General features: G+C 72.2%; 14 protein-coding genes. 4 read left to right on the top strand and 10 right to left on the bottom strand.

Annotated features, from left to right (window positions below; all coding sequences use genetic code 11):
- Positions 1-24: 24 nt before the first annotated feature.
- Together pcrA and ACN9MM_RS23995 are read right to left on the bottom strand one after the other, a co-directional pair.
- The gene (gene pcrA / locus ACN9MM_RS24000) at positions 25-2475 is read right to left on the bottom strand and encodes a DNA helicase PcrA (protein ID WP_426365633.1); all 2451 of its coding nucleotides are present in this window, start codon (positions 2473-2475) and stop codon (positions 25-27) included.
- A gap of 68 nt (positions 2476-2543) precedes the next feature.
- Entirely contained in the window at positions 2544-2897 is a 354-nt protein-coding gene (locus tag ACN9MM_RS23995; protein WP_383668006.1) for a hypothetical protein, read from the bottom strand.
- A 304-nt stretch (positions 2898-3201) separates the two neighbouring features.
- Here ACN9MM_RS23995 and ACN9MM_RS23990 point away from each other — a divergent pair, with 304 nt between their 5' ends.
- Positions 3202-4317: an NlpC/P60 family protein gene (locus tag ACN9MM_RS23990; protein ID WP_426365631.1), complete on the top strand. Its 1116-nt coding sequence runs from the start codon at positions 3202-3204 to the stop codon at positions 4315-4317.
- A gap of 7 nt (positions 4318-4324) precedes the next feature.
- Here the strand turns inward: ACN9MM_RS23990 and ACN9MM_RS23985 are convergent, their stop codons facing one another.
- Positions 4325-5053, bottom strand: coding sequence for a LuxR C-terminal-related transcriptional regulator (locus ACN9MM_RS23985; RefSeq protein ID WP_426365629.1), 729 nt, complete (start codon positions 5051-5053; stop codon positions 4325-4327).
- The gene (locus ACN9MM_RS23980) at positions 5050-6312 is read right to left on the bottom strand and encodes a PspC domain-containing protein (protein WP_426365628.1); all 1263 of its coding nucleotides are present in this window, start codon (positions 6310-6312) and stop codon (positions 5050-5052) included. Before ACN9MM_RS23980 ends, ACN9MM_RS23985 begins: the two co-directional genes overlap by 4 nt.
- A gap of 156 nt (positions 6313-6468) precedes the next feature.
- Here ACN9MM_RS23980 and ACN9MM_RS23975 point away from each other — a divergent pair, with 156 nt between their 5' ends.
- Positions 6469-7809, top strand: coding sequence for a PspC domain-containing protein (locus ACN9MM_RS23975; protein WP_426365626.1), 1341 nt, complete (start codon positions 6469-6471; stop codon positions 7807-7809).
- Positions 7796-8056 (top strand): hypothetical protein, encoded by a 261-nt coding sequence (locus tag ACN9MM_RS23970; protein ID WP_426365625.1) that lies wholly within the window; start codon positions 7796-7798, stop codon positions 8054-8056. The genes ACN9MM_RS23975 and ACN9MM_RS23970 overlap by 14 nt, the downstream gene beginning before the upstream one ends.
- Here ACN9MM_RS23970 and ACN9MM_RS23965 read toward each other — a convergent pair.
- The 4 genes from ACN9MM_RS23965 to guaA form a co-directional block, all read right to left on the bottom strand.
- Entirely contained in the window at positions 7966-8601 is a 636-nt protein-coding gene (locus ACN9MM_RS23965) for a DoxX family protein (RefSeq protein ID WP_426365624.1), read from the bottom strand. The genes ACN9MM_RS23970 and ACN9MM_RS23965 overlap by 91 nt on opposite strands.
- A gap of 90 nt (positions 8602-8691) precedes the next feature.
- Entirely contained in the window at positions 8692-9924 is a 1233-nt protein-coding gene (locus ACN9MM_RS23960) for a hypothetical protein (RefSeq protein WP_426365622.1), read from the bottom strand.
- 187 nt (positions 9925-10111) lie between these two features.
- Positions 10112-10900, bottom strand: coding sequence for a class II aldolase/adducin family protein (locus ACN9MM_RS23955; RefSeq protein WP_426365621.1), 789 nt, complete (start codon positions 10898-10900; stop codon positions 10112-10114).
- 111 nt (positions 10901-11011) lie between these two features.
- The gene (gene guaA, locus ACN9MM_RS23950) at positions 11012-12604 is read right to left on the bottom strand and encodes a glutamine-hydrolyzing GMP synthase (protein WP_382871923.1); all 1593 of its coding nucleotides are present in this window, start codon (positions 12602-12604) and stop codon (positions 11012-11014) included.
- 334 nt (positions 12605-12938) lie between these two features.
- Here guaA and ACN9MM_RS23945 point away from each other — a divergent pair, with 334 nt between their 5' ends.
- Positions 12939-13232 (top strand): chorismate mutase, encoded by a 294-nt coding sequence (locus tag ACN9MM_RS23945; RefSeq protein WP_426365619.1) that lies wholly within the window; start codon positions 12939-12941, stop codon positions 13230-13232.
- Between the two features lie 716 nt (positions 13233-13948).
- On the opposite strand, the gene ACN9MM_RS23940 is transcribed toward ACN9MM_RS23945, so the two are convergent.
- Positions 13949-15754 carry a GMC oxidoreductase gene (locus ACN9MM_RS23940; RefSeq protein WP_426365617.1) on the bottom strand — a complete coding sequence of 602 codons (1806 nt, stop codon included), beginning with the start codon at positions 15752-15754 and terminating at the stop codon, positions 13949-13951.
- A gap of 52 nt (positions 15755-15806) precedes the next feature.
- Entirely contained in the window at positions 15807-17474 is a 1668-nt protein-coding gene (locus ACN9MM_RS23935; RefSeq protein ID WP_426365616.1) for a succinic semialdehyde dehydrogenase, read from the bottom strand.
- Positions 17475-17481 lie beyond the last annotated feature (7 nt).

The following is a 17481-nucleotide window of genomic DNA, read 5'->3' as shown; positions in this document are numbered from 1 at the left end:
GGGGCCCTTTCCCGTACCGCCCCGCTACAGCTTCTCGACCGGCGCGTACCGCAGCAGCAGCCGCTTCGGCTTCTCGTCGCCGAAGTCGATCGTCGCCTGTGCGTCCGAGCCCGCGCCGGTCACCGACACGACCGTGCCGAGGCCGAACTGGTCGTGCGTGACGCGGTCGCCGACCTGGAGGGAGATCACCGGCTTCTCGCCGGCGCGCCGGGTGGCGAAGCCGGAGGGGCCGGAGCGCGAACGGGAGGAGGAGAGCGAGGACGTGATCCCCGAGGTCGGCCCGGCGGGCTTCACCATCGGACCGGTCCGCTTCCACTCCAGGTACGCGGGCGGGATCTCCTCCAGGAAGCGGGACGCCGGGTTGTACGAGGGCTGGCCCCAGGCGCTGCGCATCGACGAGCGGGTGAGGTAGAGCCGCTCACGCGCGCGCGTGATGCCGACGTACGCGAGGCGTCGCTCCTCCTCCAGCTCCTTCGTCTGCCCGAGGGCGCGCATGTGCGGGAAGACGCCGTCCTCCATGCCGGTGAGGAACACCACCGGGAATTCGAGGCCCTTGGCGGTGTGCAGGGTCATGAGCGTGATGACGCCCCGGCCCTCCTCGTCCTCGTCGGGGATCTGGTCGGAGTCGGCGACGAGGGCGACCTTCTCCAGGAACTCGGCGAGGGTCGCGGGCTCGTCGCCGCGCTCCTGCTCGAACTCGAGGGCGACGGCGGCGAGTTCCTGGAGGTTCTCGATGCGGGTCTCGTCCTGCGGGTCGGTCGAGGCCTGGAGCTCGGCCAGGTAGCCCGTCCGCTCCAGGACCGCTTCCAGGACGACGGCGGGGCCGGCGCCGGACTCGACGACCGTGCGCAGCTCGTCCATGAGCGCGTTGAATCGCTTCACGGCGTTCGCGGAGCGCGCGGCCATGCCGTACGCCTCGTCGACCCGCTTGAGGGCCTGCGGGAAGGTGATCTTCTCGCGCAGGGAGAGGGCGTCGATCATCGCCTCGGCGCGCTCGCCGATGCCCCGCTTGGGGACGTTGAGGATGCGGCGCAGCGGCACGTTGTCCTCGGGGTTGGCGAGGACGCGGAGGTACGCGAGGACGTCCCGGACCTCCTTGCGCTCGTAGAAGCGCACGCCGCCGACGACCTTGTAGGGCAGTCCGACGCGGATGAAGATCTCTTCGAAGACCCGGGACTGGGCGTTGGTCCGGTAGAAGACGGCGACGTCTCCGGCCTTGGCCTCGCCCGCGTCGGTGAGCCGGTCGATCTCGTCGGCGACGAACTGGGCCTCGTCGTGCTCGGTGTCGGCGACGTAGCCGGTGATCTGCGACCCCGCGCCCGCGTTCGTCCACAGGTTCTTGGGGCGGCGGGACTCGTTGCGCTCGATGACGGCGTTGGCCGCGGAGAGGATCGTCTGGGTGGAGCGGTAGTTCTGCTCCAGGAGGATCGTCGTCGCGTCCGGGTAGTCCTCCTCGAACTGGAGGATGTTGCGGATGGTCGCACCGCGGAAGGCGTAGATCGACTGGTCGGCGTCGCCGACGACGCACAGCTCGGCCGGGCCGAGGTCCTCGTACCCGGTGCCGACGAGCTCCCGCACGAGGGTGTACTGGGCGTGGTTGGTGTCCTGGTACTCGTCGACGAGGACGTGACGGAAGCGGCGGCGGTAGTGCTCGGCGACGTCCGGGAACGCCTGGAGCAGGTGCACCGTCGTCATGATGATGTCGTCGAAGTCCAGGGCGTTGGCCTCGCGCAGCCGCGCCTGGTACATCCGGTACGCCTCGGCGAGCGTCTTCTCGAAGCCGTCGGCGGCCTGGTCGGCGAAGCTCTCCTCGTCGATCAGCTCGTTCTTGAGGTTCGAGATCTTGGCGCTGAACGACTTCGGCGGGAACTTCTTCGGGTCGAGGTCCAGGTCCCGGCAGACCAGCGACATCAGCCGCTTGGAGTCGGCGGCGTCGTAGATCGAGAAGGAGGAGGTGAAGCCGAGCCTCTTCGACTCACGGCGCAGGATGCGGACGCACGCGCTGTGGAAGGTCATGACCCACATCGCGTTGGCGCGCGGTCCGACGAGCTGCTCGACGCGCTCCTTCATCTCGCCGGCGGCCTTGTTCGTGAAGGTGATCGCCAGTATCTGGCCGGGGTGGACGTGCCGCGTGCCCAGGAGGTGGGCGATGCGGTGGGTCAGCACCCGGGTCTTGCCGGAGCCGGCGCCGGCGACGATGAGCAGCGGGGTGTCGGTGTGGACGACGGCGGCGCGCTGCTGCTCGTTCAGCCCGTCCAGGAGGGCGGCGGGGTCCACAGCGGGCCGGGGGTGGCCGTCGCGGTAGTGCGTCTCCCGGGCGGGCGGGGGCACGTCGAAGTGCTCCCCGAAGAGGTCGTGCGGGACCTCCTCCGTGGCCGGGGAGCCGTGCTCGTCGTCCTCGGGGTGGGGCGGGGGCTCCTCCGAGGAGTGGTTCTGGAGGCCGGCCAGGAAGCTGTCGTCAAAGAGGCTGCTCATCGCCTCACGAGTCTAGGACGCCCCACCGACATCCGGGTCCGCCTTCGGAAGGGTCTCTGTGGAAGCCCTCACACCCAGAGGGTCGCGATGAAGATGTTCGCCATGGTCAGGCCTCCGACCGCGGCGAAGAGGCCCTTGTCGACCTTCTCCTCGTCCCGCTTGACGTAGACCAGGCCGAGGATCACGACGAGGATCGCGAGCTTGATGCCGACCTTGAGGTTGTTCACGGTCTGGTCGTCGGCCTCGTTGAGGCCGACGAGCGCGATGCCCGTGATCAGCATGGTCAGCGCACCGTGCAGCATCGCGGGGCTGAAGCGGGCCGTACCGGCGCCCATCGCCTTCATCTGGGTGAGGAAACCGCCGAGGAGGGAGGCGATACCGATGATGTGCAGGGCGACGAAGACATTGATGAGTACGTCCATGGGCGGAGCCTAACCGGGGCGCCGGGACCGCCTTCCGACCGGGTGTCCTCACTCCAGGACTCCGGGCGAAAGAAATCGATCCCCGACACGCCTTCTGGCGCCAATTACGGTCAACTCCCCATCCGGCCGTGACCCCAGGTTTAGCGTCCTCCACCAGGTGACCGGCTCCCCACCACCGCCGGCGATCCGGCGGCCGTCGGTCACCCCCGCCGAGAAAACCCGGCGGCGGTCCGTCTCCCCTGTGCGGCCCGCCGTCGGCCCGGCGGGCACCGTCCCCCCAGGGAAGAGGATGTGACCCGCCCTCGTGGCAGCGCACCGGAAGTCCAAACCGTCCCCCCTCGGTGGCTCGGCGGTCCGTACCGCCGCCACCCTCGCCCTCGCCTCGGCGGCGACGGCGACGCTCTTCGAAGGGTCCGGACACGCGGACCCCCGGCCCACCACCGCCCAGGTCAAGGCGAAGGTCGACCGGCTCTACGAGGAGGCCGAGGTCGCGACGGAGCGGTACAACGGGGCGAAGGAGAAGGCCGACGAGGCGCGCACGGCCCTCGACCGGCTGCGCGACGAGGCGGCCCGCAGGACCGAGCGGCTCAACACCGCCCGGGACGGACTGGGGGCCATGGCCGCCGCCCAGTACCGCACCGGAGGGCTGGACCCGGCCGTGCAGCTCGCCCTCACCTCCGACCCGGACCAGTACCTGGAGCGGGCCGCGCTCGCCGAGAAGGCCGGGGAACGGCAGGCGGTCGCCGTCACGGCCGTACGGCGCGAGCTCGCCGCGATCCGGCGGCTGCGCGGCGAATCCGCGGGAAAGCTCACCGCGCTGCGCGCCCACGAGGCGGAGCTGCGGCGGCAGAAGGCGGCCGTGGTCGGCAAGCTGGCGGAGGCCAGGACACTCCTCGCCCGGCTGACGGACGAGGAGCGAGCGCGGTACGAGGCGGCCGCCGCGGCCCGGAACGGCTCCGGCGCCTCGACGGGGGCCGACGACCCGAGCGCCACCGGCACCGGCGGAGGCACCGCGACGGTGCGCGCCGGCCGCTCCTCGGGCGGCGTGCGCGGGCCGGTGACCGCCCCGAACGCCCGGGCCGCCGAGGCGATCTCCTTCGCCCGCGCCCAGCTCGGCAAGCCGTACGTGTGGGGGGCGACGGGCCCCTCCGCGTACGACTGCTCCGGTCTCACCCAGGCGGCCTGGCGCGCGGCCGGCGTCACCCTGCCCCGCACCACGTACACCCAGATCAACGCCGGACAGCGCGTCTCCCGCTCCCAGCTCGCCCCCGGTGACCTGATCTTCTTCTACTCCGGGATCAGCCACGTCGGGCTCTACATCGGCGGCGGCCAGATGATCCACGCCCCCCGCCCGGGCGCCCCGGTGCGCGTCGCGCCGATCGACGAGATGCCCTTCGCCGGCGCGACCCGGGTCGGCTGAGCCCCGCTCAGACCAGACGACGGGCGGTGGCCCAGCGGGTCAGCTCGTGGCGGTTGGAGAGCTGGAGCTTCCGCAGCACCGCCGAGACGTGCGACTCGACCGTCTTCACCGAGATGTAGAGCTGCTTGGCGATCTCCTTGTACGCGTATCCCCGGGCGATCAGGCGCAGCACCTCCCGCTCCCGCTGGGTGAGCCGGTCCAGGTCCTCGTCCACCGGGGGCGCGTCCGTGGAGGCGAAGGCGTCCAGGACAAAGCCCGCGAGGCGCGGCGAGAAGACGGCGTCGCCCTCCTGCACGCGGAAGATGGAGTCGACCAGGTCCGTCCCGGTGATCGTCTTGGTGACGTAGCCGCGGGCACCGCCCCGGATCACCCCGATGACGTCCTCGGCCGCGTCCGAGACCGACAGGGCCAGGAAGCGGACCGGGTCCTCGGGCGCCCCCATCAGGCTCGCGCACCGCCGCAGCACCTCGACCCCGCCGCCGCCCGGGAGGTGCACGTCGAGGAGGACGACCTCGGGGCGGGTCGCGGTGATGACCGTGACCGCCTGGTCGACGTCGGCGGCCTCGCCGACCACCTCGACGCCGGTGATCTCGGTCCGGCCGATCTCGGCCTGGACCCCGGTGCGGAACATGCGGTGGTCGTCGACGAGCACCACCCGCACCCGGCGCTCCGTGCCCTGCGCCCCCGCATCGGTTCCGGTCGCCGCTCCGGTCGCCGCTCCGGTCTCGTCGCTCATCCGTCCGCCCTCTCCATCTCGAGCTCCACTTCGGTGCCGCCGCCCTGCGGTGACCGCAGCCGGGCCGTACCGCCGTTGCGCTGCATACGACCGATGATCGATTCTCGTACGCCCATCCGGTCATCGGGTACCGAGTCCAGGTCGAAGCCCGGTCCCCGGTCCCGCACCGAGACGAAGACCGTGCGCCCCTCCACCTCGGCGTACACCTGTACGGCCCCGCCCTCGCCACCGTACTTCGCGGCGTTGACCATCGCCTCGCGCGCGGCCTGCATCTGTGCGGCCAGTTTGTCGTCCAGGGGGCAGTCGCCGACGACGACCACCTCCAGCGGGACCCCGTGCTTGTCCTCGACCTCGGCCGCCGCCCGCTTCACCGCCTCCGCGAGGGTCTCGGGCTCCTCGTCCCTGCCGGTGCCCTCGGGCTTGTAGAGCCAGTTCCGCAGCTCGCGCTCCTGGGCGCGGGCCAGGCGGCGCACCTCGCCGGCGTCGTCGGCGTTGCGCTGGATCAGGGTGAGGGTGTGCAGCACGGAGTCGTGGACGTGGGCCGCGACCTCGGCGCGCTCCTGGGCGCGGATGCGCATGGTCCGCTCGTCCGTGAGGTCCTGCGACATGCGGACCAGCCAGGGGCCGGCGAGGAGCGCTATGCCGGTGAGGACCGCGACGGCGGCGGTGACGGCCGTGCCGAGCTGGGCGACGGAGCCGCGGACCACCACGAAGACCGCGAGACCCGTGCCGACGAGGCCGACGCCGACGAGGCCGCGGACGAGCTGGAACGCGCGTCTGTGGCGCCCGGGATCGGTCCAGCTGGCGCGTCGGGCGTTGTCCGCCTGGCGCCACACGAGGGCGACGCCGACCGCGATGAGGATCAGCGGCCATATGTAACGTCCGGTCTCGTTGTCGACGCTGACGTTCCCCACGAGGGCCGCGAGGCCGATGCCTAGCGCGATGAGCGCGACGACCTGGCCGCGGTCGGGCTTGCGGAGTCTGCGGCGCCCGTCCGACGTGGTCTCGAAGAGGGAGCGGGGGGCGGACCGGCCGCCGACGCCGAGCGGGACGACGATCCAGAAGACCGCGTAGAGCACGATGCCCAGACCGTTCGAGAACGACAGCATCACGAACAGCACGCGCACCCAGACGACCGGGAGGCCGAGGTGGCCCGCGAGGCCTCGCGCGACACCGCCGAGCCACCGGCCGTCGGCGCTCCGGTAGAGCCTGCGCACGGGCGGTTCGTCGGTCTCGGTGACACGAGCGGTTGCGGACATGCACCGATCGTCACACGTTCGGCCCGCCCGGGACATCAGGGTCGGCCCTGAGATCGTCCCTGGTACGGACTCGGGGGCGACGCCCCCGCGAATATCAGGGTCGGGCCAGGGTCGGCCCCGGTGCCGCCGGGCGTCACCGGCCGTCACCATGGAGGCATGACGAGTTCGATGCCTTCGCAGCACGAGGCCCCGCCGCCGGCGGAGGCCGATCCCGCCCCGCCGCTCCGGCGCTCGCGCGGAAGCAACGTCGTGGGCGGCGTCTGCGGAGGTCTCGGGCGGCACTTCGATCTCGACCCGGTGATCTTCCGGGTGGTGATCGGCGTGCTGGCCGTGGCCGGCGGCCTGGGGCTGGTGTTCTACGGCTTCGCGTGGCTGCTGATCCCGCTCGCGGGCGAGGAGGAGAGCGAGGGGCGCCGGCTGCTGACGGGCCGGGTGTCCGGGGCCTCGCTCGCCGCGCTGCTGATGGCACTGATCGGCTGCGGGGTGTTCCTCTCGACCCTGCACAGCGGTGAGGTGCTCGGCTTCACCCTGGTCCTGTCGCTCGCGGTGTGCGGGGCCGCGGTCTGGTCGCAGCGGCGGCGGGCCGGCGGCGAGACCGACGGAAGACCGGACACGGCCGCCGTGCTCACGGTCGCCGAAGCGCCGCCCGAGACCAAGGCCCCTCCGATCTTCGAGTCCCCCTCCTGGTGGAAGGACCCGATCGTCAAGGACGGTTCGACGGGCAAGGTGGCCATCGGCTACCTGTGGGGTCCGCACGGGATGCTCGACGACGACGGCAAGGTGAACGGCGAGGTGCCCAGGCCGGGCAGTCAGTGGGGCCCTGATCCCTCGGAGCCCGGGCGTCCGACACCCTCAGTCCGCCGGAGCCCGCTCTCCATCGGGGGTCTGGTCTTCCTTCTCGCCCTGCTCGCGGGCGGTCTCGGGACGGGCCTGACCTGGGACACCCACCCGCTGGGCACCAGCCTGCAGATCGGTCTCGCGGCCGCGCTCGCGGTGTTCGGCCTGGGCCTCGTCGTCAGCAGCTTCCTCGGACGGACCGGGTTCGGGACGGTGTTCCTGACCGTGGTCACGGCGGGCCTTCTCGCGCTGTCCTCGGCGGTGCCCGACCGGATCAGCACGGAATGGGTCCGCGAGACGTGGCGGCCGGTGTCCGTCGCCGCCGTGCAGCCGGACTACGAGCTGGGCACCGGCGTCGGCACGCTCGACCTGTCCGCGCTCCCGCTCCCGGCGGGCACGACGGCGACGACGCGGGCCTCGGTGGGCGCAGGAAAGCTCAAGGTGGTCGTCCCGAAGAACGCGGTGGTCAAGCTGCACGCCCAGGTGGCCCTGGGCGACCTGCAGCTACCGGGCGCGCCCGCCGACGACATCGACATCGAACCGGACCGTGACGTCACCCGGACGCTCACCCCGCCGGCCGGGACCACCCCGGCGGGCACCCTGGACCTCTCCCTGGAGGTCGGACTCGGACAGGTGGAGGTCACCCGTGCTGCTTCATGAGTTCCGCCCCGGCAGGCTGCTCGTCGGCCTGACCGCCCTCGCCCTGGCCGCCGTCTACGCGGGCGACGCCGCCGGCGCCTGGACCACTCCGTGGTACGCGGTGATCCCGCTGCTCTGCGGCGGCCTGGGCACCGCCGCCCTCGCGACCTGGGTCGCCTATCGAATACGGCGCCGTTCGGCGAGGACCCGGTCCAGCGACAGCACCGGGGCCCCGGCCAGCAGCAGCGGGAGCCAGGACATCAGATAGGCCAGGTCGTTGCCGAGGTAGTACGGGTGCACCTGCCAGCTCACGGTCAGCCAGAGGCTCAGTGAGATCAGAGCGCCGCCGAGCGCCGCCAGCCGGGCGAACAGACCGAAGAGGGTCCCGAGCCCGACGGCGAGCTCTCCGAAGGCGATGGCGTATCCGAAGCCGGTCGGGTTGTTGAGGGCGACGTCGACGAGGGCGGGGATCGCGGAGCCGTCGCGGACGCCGCGCATCATCTCGCCGATGGAGCCGCTGCCGGTGTCGGCGAAGAAGGCGGGGTCGGTGAGCTTGTCGAGCCCGGCGTAGATGAAGGTGACGCCGAGGAAGATCCGCAAGGGAAGGAGGGCATAGCGGGAGGCGATCGCCTTCCACTGGTCGAAGGTGGCCACCCGCTCGACGAAGCGCCCGTCGCCACCGCGACCGTCACCGCCCCCGTCACTGCGACCGTCATCGCGACCGTGACCGTGGCCGCCACTGTCACCCGTTCCCCCGCCGGTACCGCCCGGGCCGTCGCCCGCGTCGTACGGTCGGTCCGTCTGTCCCGTCATCGTCGGTCACCTCTCCACACCCCGTACGACTGTTCGCGGAACGATTCTCCTCGCACCCGGCGCCCGGGACACGGGAAGGGGGCGGGACGCTCAGTCCACGACGTCGATCGTGACCCGGTTGGTCTCCACTCCGGCGGCCGTGACGACCGAGACCTCCACCCGGCCGGGCTCGACGTCCGCCGGGAGGGGGACGGTCAGGGCGGCGTCCGTGGGGTTGGCGAAGCCGCCCGGGACCGGGACGAGCGGCACGTGGGCGTGGACGGGACCGATGCGGACAACCAGCCGGGTCAGCGGGTCGGGGGCGCCGGCGCCGGGCGGGACGAAGCCGCAGCCGCGGATCTCGATGTCGTCGCCCGTGCGGATCGGGGCGTCGAGGTCGCCGGCCTCCCGGGACCGGACCACGGAGTGGATCGTGGGGCGGACGCCCTCGGTGCACTTCGTGGCGAGGTGCCAGGCGGCCGAGACGCCGACGAGCAGCACGAGGGACCAGGGCACCTCGGGGAGCCGGTCGGGGTCGCGGGCCAGGCCGACGGCGGCCAGGGCCAGGACGGAACCGGAGACGAGGAGGTACTGGACGTCGGCGAGGGCGGCCCGGCCGCTGTCGTCGCACACCAGGTCGGCGGCGCGCGGGCGGTCGGCGCGCACCTTCTGGAGGCGGCCGGCCGCGATCCCCAGGGCGACGACGAGACGGGCGGTGACGGTGACGGAGGCGACGAGGGCGAGGACGGTCAGCAGGCCCGCGCCCCGGGCCAGACCGAAGGCGTTCGCGCCCGGCGACCGGAAGGTCAGGAAGAGGAGGGTGTAGCCGAGGAGCAGGAGCCAGCCGGCGGCGACGGCGCGGGTGGTGGAGAGCCGGTTGTCCTCGCCGATCAGGGGGGCGAGGAGACCGCCCCGGGCCCGGTGGGCGTGGGCGGCGGCGCTGAGCAGCACGGCGAGGACCAGGGCGGTGCAGAGGCCGGCCGTGCGGGCGCCGGTCCAGCCGTCGCCGACGGCGGTGAGGGCCTCGCCGAGGAGGAGTGCGAGGACGGCTCCCCACACCGAGCCGAGGCCTCCGCGCCGCACCCGGTCGAGCCAGGCGGGCCCGGCCTCCCGGCCGCGGACGGCCACCGCTCGGGCGGACTGGGCGAGCTCGTCGGAGACCCACTGGCGGGCGGCGACCGGAGAGTGGGCCACGGCCGCGGGGACGCCGTGCCCGGCGGCGAGCTCGTCGCGCTTGGCCAGGAACGCGGCGACGGCCCTCCGGTGTCCGGCCTGCCCGCAGTGGGCGCAGCCGGCACAGGCCGTCGCGTGCTCGCCGTACTGTCTCGCCTCTTGAACCGCCACGGTACTCACTCCCGGAGCTCACTTCACGGCCCGCGTCGATGCGTACCGGAGCGCCCCGAAGGGCCAACCAACCGTTGATTCAACGGAATTGTGCCGTACCGGCGGCTCCCGCGCCTGCCGCGTGCGCCCCGCCGGAGAGTGATTGCCGCGCCATCTCATTGACGTACAGAAGGGTGAAGCGATGGTGTTACGACAGGAGTTCGGGGTCCGTTCGACTGATCCTGCGCCACAGAGGCTGGTAGTTGATCCAGGCGACGAGGTCGCTGCCGAGCTGTTCGCGGGTGGCGACGGCCTCGTGGTGGTCGATGAGCACGGGTTTTCCGGCGGCTCGCGCGGTCAGCTGGACCCGGGCGCAGCGTTCGAGGGCGATGAACCACCAGGCGGCCGCGTCGACGGAGGTGCCCACGGTGAGCAGGCCGTGGTTGCGGAGCACGATCGCCTTGAAGGTGCCGAGGGCGACGGCGATCCGGCGGCCCTCCTCGGCGTCCACGGTGACTCCGGTGTAGGCGTCGTAGAGGGCGTGGTCCTGGTAGAAGGCGCAGGCCTCCTGGGTGATCGGGTCGAGGAGCTCGCCGAGCGCGGCGAGGGCCCGCCCGTGGACGGAGTGGGTGTGGGCGACGGCGACGGCGTCGGGGCGGGCCCGGTGGACCTGGGCGTGGACGGTGAAGGCGGCCTGGTTGACGTGCTGGCCGCCCCGGACGACCTGTCCCTCGCCGTTGACCAGGATGAGGTCGCTCGCGGCGAGCTCCTCGAACGGCGCCCCGAAGGGGTTCACCCAGTAGCAGTCGGGGTACTCGGGGTCGCGGGCGCTGATGTGGCCCGAGACGCCCTCCTCGTACCCGAGCCGCCCGAAGAGCCGGAGCGCGCCCGCGAGCCGCTGCTTGCGGTGGGTGCGTTCCTCCTCGGCCGTCGCGTGGACGGGCGGCAGGGCGAAGTGGAGCCGTTCGACGGGGACGGGGTCCGGTATCACGCTCATGCGCCGGAAGGTAACGCCCGGCCGGTCAAGTCACCAGAGTCCGGACGTGAACACGACGAAGCCGTCGCCCCGGAGGTCCGGGGCGACGGCTTCACGCACACGTGGGAGCGACTACTCCCACTCGATGGTGCCCGGCGGCTTGCTCGTGACGTCGAGGACGACACGGTTCACGTCGGGGACCTCGTTGGTGATGCGGGTCGAGATCTTGGCGAGCACCTCGTAGGGCAGGCGCGACCAGTCGGCCGTCATGGCGTCCTCGGAGGAGACGGGGCGCAGCACGATCGGGTGACCGTAGGTGCGGCCGTCGCCCTGGACGCCCACGGAGCGGACGTCGGCGAGCAGGACGACCGGGCACTGCCAGATCTCACGGTCGAGGCCGGCCGCGGTGAGCTCCTCGCGGGCGATGGCGTCGGCCTCGCGCAGCAGGTCCAGGCGCTCCTTGGTGACCTCGCCGACGATGCGGATGCCGAGGCCGGGGCCGGGGAACGGCTGGCGCTGGACGATCTCCTCCGGCAGGCCGAGCTCCTGGCCGACCATGCGGACCTCGTCCTTGAACAGCTGGCGCAGCGGCTCGACGAGCTCGAACTCGATGTCGTCGGGGAGGCCGCCGACGTTGTGGTGGGACTTGATGTTCGCGGTGCCGGTGCCGCCGCCGGACTCGACGATGTCCGGGTACAGCGTGCCCTGGACCAGGAACGCGACCTCGGGGCCGTCCTCCTGGAGGATCTCCAGCTGCGCCTGCTCGAACACGCGGATGAACTCACGGCCGATGATCTTGCGCTTGGTCTCCGGGTCGGAGACGCCGGCGAGCGCGTCGAGGAAGCGCTCCTGCGCGTCGACGACGACCAGGTTGGCGCCGGTGGCGGCCACGAAGTCCTTCTCGACCTGCTCGGTCTCGTTCTTGCGCATCAGACCGTGGTCGACGTACACGCAGGTGAGCTGCGAGCCGATGGCCTTCTGCACGAGCGCGGCGGCCACGGCGGAGTCGACGCCGCCGGAGAGGCCGCAGATGGCGCGCTTGTCGCCGACCTGGGCGCGGATGGCCGCGACCTGCTCCTCGATCACGTTGCCCGTGGTCCAGCTCGGCTCGATGCCGGCGCCGCGGTAGAGGAAGTGCTCGAGGATCTGCTGGCCGTGCGTGGAGTGCAGCACCTCGGGGTGGTACTGGACGCCGTACAGCTTCTTCTCGTCGTTCTCGAAGGCGGCGACCGGCACGACGTCCGTGGAGGCGGTGACGGAGAAGCCCTCGGGGGCGGCGGAGCAGGCGTCGCCGTGCGACATCCACACCGACTGCTCGACCGGGGTGCCCTCGAAGAGGGTGGAGCCGGCCTTGGAGACGTGCAGCGGGGTCCGGCCGTACTCGCGGGCACCGTTGTCGTCGACGGTGCCGCCGAGGGTCTGGGCCATCAGCTGGAAGCCGTAGCACATGCCGAAGACGGGGACGCCCGCCTCGAAGAGCGCGCGGTCGAGGCGCGGGGCGCCCTCGGCGTACACGGACGACGGGCCGCCGGAGAGGATGATCGCCTTCGGGTTCTTGGCCAGCATCTCGGCCACCGGCATGGTGGACGGGACGATCTCGCTGTAGACCCGCGCCTCACGGACGCGACGGGCGATGAGCTGGGCGTACTGGGCGCCGAAGTCGACAACGAGGACTACGTCCGGGTTGGAGACGTCGGGCGCGGCAGCGGGAGTCGCTGATGACACTACGGCGGCCTTCCGGCGGTAGGAGAGGTTCCCTGGGGTTCCCCCGAAGGGGGGCTATTTGTCGATTCTACCGGCGCGCCGGTGTCTCTTTTCGTCTCACCATCCGAACCCGGGTTGTCCCCGGCTTCGGGAGGGGGTCCATACTGGGGCCATGCGCAAGCTCCCGACCTTCCTGTTTACCTATGGCAACCGGCCCACCGGCTGCCATGGTCGTGCTGCTTGAGCAACTGACAAGCGACTTCCCAGGCGCCCCGGGCCGACAAGGCCCGGGGCGTTCTGCTTTCCCTCCGGGCCGTGCCGCTCCGGGGCCTCCGACACCACGAGGAGCCCCACCATGACGACGAACACCGCCACCACGGAGAAGACCGGCGCCCGCACGGACGAGGCGGCGACGCTGATCGGCGACGCCCGCGAGCGGATCGATTCGCTCGACGACCGGATCATCGGCCTCATCCAGGAACGGATGGCCGTCTCGGCCGTCATCCAGGAGGCCCGGATCACCTCCGGCGGCCGCCGGGTGAACCTGGCCCGCGAGATGGAGGTCCTCGGCCACTACAGGGACGCGCTGGGCAAGCCGGGGACGGCGCTCGCGATGACGATGCTGGAGCTGTGCCGGGGCCGCATCTGAGCGACGGCGACAGCGCCCACCGGGGGCCGCACCCCCGGGAGCCGCACCCCCGGGGGCCGCATCTGGGCGACGGCGACAGCACCCGCCGGAAGCCGTACCCCCGGGACCCCGCCGGAGCGACGCGCCCGGGTGGGTTCCCGCACCCGAGTTCGGGGCCGCTCTCACCCGTACGGCGCGTGACCGGCTCCGGCCGGGCTTCGTTGGTCCGGGTGTCCGTGCCAGCCAGGGGCGGGCCCGTAGAAACCACGCGTGGCTTCGCTGGGGCGTGTGGCGTACCTCTCGGGTACGTCGTGGGACCTCGCACCAGCGCGTGTGACCGGACAGCAGGGGACAGCAGCCCGGTCACCCAGAAAGGGCGGTCGGTCCCGGGGACGCCCGGGGCCGGCCGCAACCGGCCGATCTCCCGACCCCCTCCTCCCCGTCCCGGCGATCTCCCGATCCCCTCCCCCCTGCGGTGCAACCCCCCGGCGCCGCCCCGCTCGGCGCCGCCGCTGCCCTGACACCGGTGCCGACCCGAAGGGCCCCGCGCCGCGACCGGAATCGCGAGCGCGGGGCCCTTTTCACACCCCTCCACACGACGTGACGCGCGTCACACGAAGAACCTGTGCAACCGCTACAACCAATCGCGGGGGCGGCGGGTCATCTAAGCAGCAACACCAAAGCTGGAAGGGCGCTGCACTCGGAGGGGGGTGCAGCGCCCTTTCGCGCGAAGAGCGTCAGTCCTGCTTCGGCGGGACCGCCGGCATCCCGAGGAACGGCAGCCGCAGGGCGCCGAAGGCCTCGGAGGGGACCGCGGGGGACTTCGGCTCGACCGCCGAGAGCCGTACGTACGCCTCTCCCTGCCGCGGGCGCTGGTCCTCCTCGCCCTTGTTCGGCCAGAAGGACATGGCACGCTCCGCCTGCGCCGTGATCGTCAGGGACGGGTTGACGCCGAGGTTCGCGGAGACGGCCGCGCCGTCGACGACGGAGATGCCGGGGTGGCCGAAGAGCCGGTGGTACGGGTCGATGACGCCCGTGTCGGCGTCCGCGCCGATGGGGCAGCCGCCCAGGAAGTGGGCGGTGAGCGGGGTGCCCATGAGCTCGCCGATGTTGGAGCCGGCGAAGCCGTTGATCTCCTCGGCCATCAGGCGTGCGGCCCGGGTCGCGGCCTCGATCTGCGTGGGGTTGGGCGCGCCGTGCCCCTGGCGGGCGGTGAGCAGGCCCTTTCCGACGCCGCCGGGCTTGCGGTAGGTGGTCAGCGAGTTGTCGAGGGACTGCATGACCAGGCCGATGATGGTCCGCTCCGACCAGCGGCGGTTGGACAGCGAGCGGACGGCGAGGGCGGGGTGCTTGACCAGTTCGAGGAGCCAGTTGCGGACCCGGTGCGCGCCGTACGGCACCTGGAGGACGGTCATGCCGCCCATGGAGTTGGACCCCTTGCCGTAGCGGACCGGCTCGATGTGGGTGTTGTCGTCCGGGTGGATCGACGAGGTGATGGCGACGCCCTTGGTGAAGTCGACCCGGTCCTTGCCGTGCCGCTTGCGGTAGCGGCGGTCGGTGGTCTGCGAGCCGACCAGTGCTTCGGAGTTCGTGCGGGTCAGCTCGCCGAGCCGGCCGGAGATGCGGGGCAGCAGCCCGGTGTCCTTCATCCGGTGGAGCAGGGTCTGCGTGCCGTACGTGCCGGCGGCGATCACCACCCGCTCGGCGGTGAAGGTGCGGCCCGCGCCCTTCTTCCTGTTGTCGGTCGGCAGGGTCCTGACCGCGTAACCGCCGCGCGAGTCCTCGGTGACGGCGACCACCGAGGTCATCGGGTGGACGACGGCGCCGGCCTTCTCGGCGAGGTGGAGGTAGTTCTCGTTGAGGGTGTTCTTGGCGCCGTGGCGGCAGCCGGTCATGCACTCGCCGCACTCGGTGCAGGCCTTGCGGGAGGGGCCCGCGCCGCCGAAGAACGGGTCGGGCACCTCGCCGCCCGGCTTCGCCCTCGCGGTCCCGTCGCCGTCCTTCCCGTCCCCGAAGAAGACGCCGACCGGGGCCATGTGGAAGGTGTCGCCGATCCCCATCGCCTGGGCGGTGGCCTTCAGGTGCACGTCGGAGGGCGTCATCGTCGGGTTGAGGCGCACGCCCAGCATCCGCTTGGCCTGGTCGTAGTACGGGCTCAGCTCCGCGCGCCAGTCCGTGATGTCCTTCCACTGCGGGTCCTCGAAGAACGGCGCCAGCGGCTCGTAGAGGGTGTTGGCGTAGTTGAGGGAGCCGCCGCCCACGCCGGCGCCCGCGAGCACCATGACGTTGCCGAGCAGGTGGATGCGCTGGATGCCGTACAGGCCGAGGGCGGGGGCCCACAGGAAGTTCTTCAGGTCCCAGGAGTTCTTCGGGAGGGTCGCGCGGGTGAAGCGGCGCCCGGCCTCCAGGACACCGACCCGGTACCCCTTCTCGGTGAGGCGGAGGGCGGTGACCGAACCGCCGAAGCCGGAGCCGACGACGAGGACGTCGTAGTCGTACGAACTGTCCTCGCCCTGATTCTGGGCAGGGGGTACCGCGGTCATGGCTCTCCTCGTACGGAACGGTGTGAAAAGGAAAGGTCGCCAGGGATGGACGTCAGCGCAGGCGCAGGGCCTTCATCGCCTTCAGGGACACGCTCATGAACGCGGCGTACTTCTCGTCGTCCATCCCGAAGGAGGGCGCGAGCGGGATCAGCCGCTGCTGGGCGACGGTCTGCGCCTCGGTGTACTTGAGGATGCCCTCGGAGCCGTGGCGGCGGCCGAGCCCGGAGTCCTTCATGCCGCCCATCGGGGACTGCACGCTGCCGTACGCGGGCGCGTACCCCTCGTTGATGTTGACGGTTCCGGTGCGCAGCCGGGCCGCGACGGAGTGGCCGCGGCGCGAGTCCTTCGTCCAGACGGAGGAGTTCAGGCCGTACGGGGTGGCGTTGGCGAGGTCGACGACCTCGTCCTCGTCCGTGAAGCGGTAGACGGAGACGACCGGGCCGAAGGTCTCCTCGGAGCAGACGGCCATCGGGGCCTCGACGCCGTCGAGGATGGTCGGCTCGAAGAAGAGCGGGCCGATGTCGGGGCGGGCGACGCCGCCGGCGACGAGCCTGGCGCCCTTGGCGACGGCCTCCTCGACGTGCTGGGTGACGGTCTCCAGCTGCCGTTCGCCGACGAGGGAGCCCATGTCCGCCCCGTACGCGAGGGAGCTGCCGAGTCGCATGGCCCTGGTGCGGGCGGCGAAGCGCTCCAGGAAGGCGTCGGCGATCGACTCGTGCACGTACAGCCGCTCGATGGAGATGCAGAGCTGTCCGGCGGAGGAGAAGCAGGCGCGGACGGCTCCGGCGGCGGCCTTCTCGACGTCGGCGTCCGCGAGGACGAGCATCGCGTTCTTGCCGCCGAGTTCGAGGGAGACGCCGACGAGCCGGGCGGCGGCGCCCCGGGCGACCTCGCGGCCGGTGCGGGTGGAGCCGGTGAAGGAGACGTAGTCGGCGTGGGCGACGACCTCGGGGCCGACGACCGGGCCCTCGCCGAGGACGACCTGGAAGACCTCGGCGGGAAGGCCGGCCTCGATGAGCAGGTCACGGGCCCAGAGCGCGGTGAGCGCGGTCTCCGTGTCGGGCTTCATGACGACGGCGTTGCCCGAGACGAAGGCGGGGAGGGCGTCGCCGACGGAGAGCTCCAGGGGGTAGTTCCAGGGGGCGATCTGGCCGACGACCCCGCGCGGCTGGCGCAGCTCGGTGACCTTGGTGAGGGTCGGCACGACGCCGGTGTGCCGCTTGGCGCGCAGGTAGGAGGAGGCCTTGCGGCCGTAGTGGCGGGCGGCGACGGCGACGGCCTGGACCTCTTCGTGGGCGTGCAGGCGGGCCTTGCCCGTCTCCAGCTGGATGAGGTCGAGGACCTCGGCCTGCCGCTGGAGGACGAGGTCGTGGAAGCGCAGGAGGACGGCGGCACGGGCCCGGACGGGGATGGCGGCCCAGGCGGGCTGGGCGGCACGCGCACGCGTGAAGGCCTCGGCGACGTCCTCGGGGGTGGACTCGGGCAGGTCCGCCAGCTTCTCCCCGGTGAAGGGGGTGTGGTTGGCGGTCCGGCCGGAGCCGGCGACGCCGCGCGTGAGCCGGGCGACCAGTTCGGGAGTCACGACGTCGGCGGCGGTCCGCACGCCCGCGGGCGCGGGCGCGACCGGGTTGGTCGCGCCGGCGGGGGCGGCCGGGCGGGCCGCCTCGGCGGCGGTGTCGGCGGGAACCGTGGGGGCGGCGGGGGCCTGCGAGTCCGTCATGAGCCCG

It is taken from the genome of Streptomyces sp. E-08, assembly GCF_049913095.1.
In the GTDB taxonomy this organism is placed as follows: Bacteria; Actinomycetota; Actinomycetes; order Streptomycetales; family Streptomycetaceae; genus Streptomyces.
This window is presented reverse-complemented; position numbering and strand designations above follow the sequence as displayed.